Genomic DNA, 4,518 nt, shown 5'->3' with positions numbered 1-4,518 from the left:
TAAGCTTGACGATGAAGAACAGGAGCTTATTGATCGCATCAGTGAGTTGACAGATGAATACAACTCATGGGCAGAATCAAGAGATGAAGTTATATCAGATACAGGTGCAGAATTTGATTATTATAAACAGCTTTCAGATGAACTTCAAACGATAACAGACAAAAACGGAGAAGTAAAAAAAGGCTATGAGGACAGGGCAGAATTTATTGTAACAACTCTCAATGATTCTCTTGGAACTGAAATTGAGATGAATGATGGAGTAATACAAAAATATGAAGATGTAATAAGCACGATTGATGAGGTCATTGAAAAGAAAAGAGCCGAAGCTATGCTGTCGGCATATGAGCAGACTTACGCCGATGCCATTGCAAATGTTGGTGAAGCACAAAAAGCATATTATGATGAGACAGAAAAATTAAATAAACTCAAGGGCGAAATGGTACCAATACAATCAGCTCTTAATGATCTTGAACATATGTCCGCCGATGAAATTGAAAGAGCTTATAAGGCGTATGCTGAGGAAAATAATATTTCAGCAACATACGGTGATGTAAAGGCTGAGCTTACTGCTAAACTGGAGGGATTGAATAGACAGCTTACTGAACAGGAAACAGCTCTGAATGATGCAAAAACCGCCTATTTTGAATATAACGGTGCTATACAAAATTATGAGGGTTTATCATCTGCTATTATAAGCGGCGATACAACAGCTATCAACGATGCCCTTCTCAAAATGACGGAAGGCTTTTTAACAGCTGAAACAGCAGATGCTGAATCTTTGCAAAGACAGACAGAAGATCTTGAAAGCCAGATACAATCCATGGAACAGGCTTTAAGGGATGGAATGCCGGGCGTTACTCAGGAACAGATTGACCAGCTGAAAAATCTGCGTGATCAATCAAGCATAGAGTGGGGAAAGGCGGTTGATGATGCCGGACAAGCTGTTCAGGACATGGGCGGAGCTATATCCGAGAATAAAGGGGAAGTAACTTCTGCCGCTGCTGATGTCGCTTCCGGAGTAAAAAATGAGATGCATGTTGATGGTTCATCTGATGGCGATTATTATATGTCCACATATGCCGATGGATTGGACTCCGGAGGTCAGAAAGCCATAATGACCGTTTCTTCATTGATGGATACTATGTCAAGGCTTACAAATGGATTTGAAATTGATACATCAATTACGAATGTTGTAGCAAGTGCTAAAGCGAATCTTGCAGGACATGCAAAAGGCGGTATTGTCACTCGTGAGCATGTCGCTCGTGTAGGCGAAGATGGTGCAGAAGCTATTGTTCCTCTGGAAAACAACACTGAATGGATAGACAAGGTTGCCGCAAAATTTACGGCTTCAATGGGCGGAGCACCGTCAAACGCTGCTATACTTAACAAACTCAACGAGCTGATTGATACCATAAAAGCACAGAAAGTTTATCTTGACAGCGGAACACTTGTAGGAGAAATAGCTCCTGCTATGGATAGTGCTTTAGGGAACATTTCAAAACTTAAGAGGAGGGGCGTTAAATGAGCAATTACAAAGGCGTTAAATTCGGCGATAAGCATACAAGCGATTATGGCATTATTCTTTCACACAAGAGTATTGACGCCCCAGCTCCGAAAACGGAAACAGTTGATATTCCGGGGGCAGACGGCTCTATTGATATGACGGAATATTTCGGTGATGTAAAATATAAAAACCGCAAGCTGAAATTTGAATTCAGTACAAGTAAATCCGGTGGTGAATTGCTTGAAACATATTCGGCTATGCTTGGTGACTTGCACGGCAGGCATTTTGACAGCATTATTCTTGATGATGATCCTGATTACAAATACACAGGCAGAGTAACAAACATTACTCTTACTGAAAACAGCGGTATTTCCGGAATAGCTGTTGAATGTGACTGCGAGCCTTATAAGCTTTCAGTAACTCTAAATAGTGTTGATGTTGCGGTTGGTAATAGTGATGGTAAAACCATAGATTTTGGCACAAGAAAAATCACAGCATCAATACATGTTCCTGACAGTGTTCCTGTCTGGACACTGTACATAGACGGAGAATCCTATGGGAAGTATAGCGTAACAGACACGGATTTTGCCGTTAAAGGCAGTTGTAACATTGTTATTATACCGTATGAAATTTCTGTAACATCAAATGCAACCATATCTTATCCGTTATCAAAACTTTAAGAGGGGGTGATACATTGTATAAAGTTATAATTGAAACTCAGACAGAAAATGACGGCATTGTCACTGTCAACGAAAGCTTTTTGTTTGGTACTGGAGAAAATGAACGTCCGGGTTTTGAAATTTTATCTCCTGAGGTGGATTATGCCACAAATTCAGCCGGAACTTTCTCTTTTACAATTTATCCGAATCATCCAAGATATGATGATGTGGATGATACCAGAGCTATAATTAAGGTGATGTGTGACGGTGAAGACGAACCAGTTTTCAGGGGACGATTTTTATCTTCTGAGCTGGGATTCTGCAATGAAAAGAAAGTAGTCTGTGAAGGGGAACTTGCATTTTTATGTGATACAATACAACGCCCTTATGATTATTCCATTATTGATAGCAGAAAAACAATACAGGAAATGTTTGAATTATATCTGGGAAATTATAATTCAAATATCAATGATGTCCGAAAGAAAATCTATGTTGGCGATATCAAACACGGTGATAATGAAAAACATATGTTTTTATCTTCTGAGGAATTAAATACCTTAGATTCAATTAATAATATAATAATAAGATATTATGGTGGGACTATTTATATAAACCATAAAAGCGGAAAAGCATATCTTAATTATGTTGATAGTGAATCCGGCAGCACAAGTACAACGATAAATCTGCCGGAATATCCTTCAGACGGTAAAAAGGATACTACACAAATTGCTTATAAAGTATCTGTTAATCTGGGTACAAAAGATGTAAACGGAAGGTATAATACGGTTGATATTTATGGGACAGGCAGTTATCTTATAACAGGTTACAAGCTCTCTTCCAATAAAATTACACTTTCGCAGGGGAAAGCTGGAGAATATAAATTTACAATTCCAAGTACACACCCATATTACAGCAGAATGACCTCGGCAAACAAGGATAATTATATTTTTACTGTAAAACAAAGCGGCATTGATGAACCAGTATTCAAAGGAAGAATTTCAACCATTGTGCAGGGTACAAACAAAAAAACGGTTACGTGTGAAGGTGAGCTGGCATATCTCAAAGATGTAAATCAAGGCACTTATGAGTATAAAGAGCAAGACTGGAGACAGAAAATTTCATGGTATTTTAATAAATTTATAGATAATCACAATAGAAAGATTGACAGTATCTATTACAAAGACAGCAGATACAGATTTGAAAAAGGCAATATCACAATTGCTGATGCTGAAACCATAGTGGAAGTATCTGAAAGCGAATACCTCAACACTTTTGAAACGATTATGACAAAACTTATTGATGTATACGGAGGCTTTTTACAGGTACGGCATAAAAATGGGAAGAATTATCTGGACTGGCTTGCAGAACCCGATTCGGCAAATACGCAAACTATAGAATTCGGAGAAAACCTGCTTGATATCAGCAGGACTTTTGATGCAGAAAGCATGGGAACTGTTATAATTCCATTGGGCAAAGAAGTAAGTGACGGCAGCAGAATCACTATATCAGGTTATGACGGGTCTCCACAGGAAGAAGATTCGAATATAGTACATCTTAAAGATACTGATTTTATTTATTCTATAAAAGTAGTCGAAAAGTATGGCTGGATAGAAAAAACAATTGTATATGATGATGTTTATTCAAAAGCGGTTTTATACACACGTGCATGGGATTATCTTGATAATGTTTCAAAATCATTGTCTATTGACCTTACAGCGGCTGATCTGTCGGCTGTTAATACTGATTTTGACAGATTCAAGCTTAATCAGTATGTTGAGGTGACATCAAAACCGCATAATCTTTCAGGTGCTTTGTACACTGTAAGCAGAATGTCAATAAGTCTTGTAAATCCAACTAAGAATAAACTTACTCTAGGCTTTGAAACGGCTACAATAACAAGCCAGATAAGAAGCGGTATCAGTACAAGCAGTGCATTGAGCGGTTCGACAGGCAGCGCTGGAGACGGAAGTGAAGCAATACTGAAAACTGCTAAAACTTATGCTGAGGCGCAGGCGGCAGCAGCATTAGAAAATGCTAAAAAATATGCCGATGATGTGTGCGATGATAAAGTCGATAAAGCTAACGGCAAGGAACTAAGTGACAATAACTTCACGGACGAGCTTAAGAACAAGCTTGACGGCATTGAAGATGGTGCAAATAAAACAATTGTTGATGATGCATTATCTGGTACAAGCACAAATCCGGTACAGAATAAAGTAGTGCAAACTGCTGTTGATAATTTAATATCAGTTATACAAGACAATTATTTAAATCTTAACAATTCCAAAGTTGATAAAGCTGTGGGAATGGGACTGTCTGCAAATAATTTTACTGACGAATTGAAAGAGAAACTTG

Annotated in this window: 3 protein-coding genes; all 3 read left to right on the top strand. The window is 38.2% G+C overall.

What is annotated here, in order from left to right:
* The coding region (locus tag ACI4WO_RS01540; RefSeq protein ID WP_439805798.1) for a hypothetical protein at positions 1-1,525 on the top strand (1,525 nt) is incomplete at its 5' end.
* On the top strand, positions 1,522-2,184 hold the full coding sequence (locus ACI4WO_RS01535) for a hypothetical protein (protein ID WP_439805797.1): 663 nt from the start codon (positions 1,522-1,524) through the stop codon (positions 2,182-2,184). The genes ACI4WO_RS01540 and ACI4WO_RS01535, both read left to right, overlap by 4 nt.
* A gap of 14 nt (positions 2,185-2,198) precedes the next feature.
* A partial coding sequence (locus ACI4WO_RS01530; RefSeq protein ID WP_439805796.1) for a hypothetical protein occupies positions 2,199-4,518 on the top strand: 2,320 nt, incomplete at its 3' end.

Origin of the sequence: Porcipelethomonas sp. (genome assembly GCF_051893655.1) — a bacterium.
In the GTDB taxonomy this organism is placed as follows: Bacteria; Bacillota; Clostridia; order Oscillospirales; family Ruminococcaceae; genus Porcipelethomonas.
This window is presented reverse-complemented; position numbering and strand designations above follow the sequence as displayed.

What these genes read in the sequence shown, in the direction of transcription:
- ACI4WO_RS01535 (WP_439805797.1), top strand. Translation starts at nt 1,522, where the DNA reads ATGAGCAATTACAAAGGCGTTAAATTCGGCGATAAGCATACAAGCGAT.